The sequence below is a fragment of the Pseudoalteromonas arctica genome (genome assembly GCF_012927645.1).
Classification (GTDB): Bacteria; Pseudomonadota; Gammaproteobacteria; order Enterobacterales; family Alteromonadaceae; genus Pseudoalteromonas; species Pseudoalteromonas arctica_A.
Genome location: NZ_JABBMT010000103.1, coordinates 1 through 621, shown reverse-complemented (window position 1 = coordinate 621; position 621 = coordinate 1). Strand labels below are relative to the sequence as shown.

1 rRNA gene is annotated in these 621 nt (G+C 51.0%); it reads left to right on the top strand.

Annotated features, from left to right (window positions below):
* Window positions 1–621: ribosomal RNA gene (locus tag HHO47_RS19095) — 23S ribosomal RNA — on the top strand; the annotation flags it as partial.

Genomic DNA, 621 nt, shown 5'->3' with positions numbered 1-621 from the left:
AGGCCCAGACAGCCAGGAGGTTGGCTTAGAAGCAGCCATCCTTTAAAGAAAGCGTAATAGCTCACTGGTCGAGTCGGTCTGCGCGGAAGATGTAACGGGGCTAAACTATGCACCGAAGCTGCGGATTCAGAATTTATTCTGAGTGGTAGGGGAGCGTTCTGTAAGCGGTTGAAGGTGTACCGGGAGGTATGCTGGACGTATCAGAAGTGCGAATGCTGACATGAGTAACGATAATGCGGGTGAAAAACCCGCACGCCGGAAGACCAAGGGTTCCTATCCCATGTTAATCAGGGTAGGGTAAGTCGACCCCTAAGGCGAGGCCGAAAGGCGTAGTCGATGGGAAACGGATTAATATTTCCGTACTTGGTATAATTGCGATGGGGGGACGGAGCAGGCTAAGCAAGCATGGCGATGGTAGTCCATGTGAAAGTGTGTAGGCTAGTGACTTAGGTAAATCCGGGTTGCTGTTAGGCTGAGACACGAGACGAGTCACCAAGGTGATGAAGTTGCTGATGCCATACTTCCAGGAAAAGCCTCTAAGCTTCAGATTATACCGAATCGTACCCCAAACCGACACAGGTGGTCAGGTAGAGAATACTAAGGCGCTTGAGAGAACTCGGG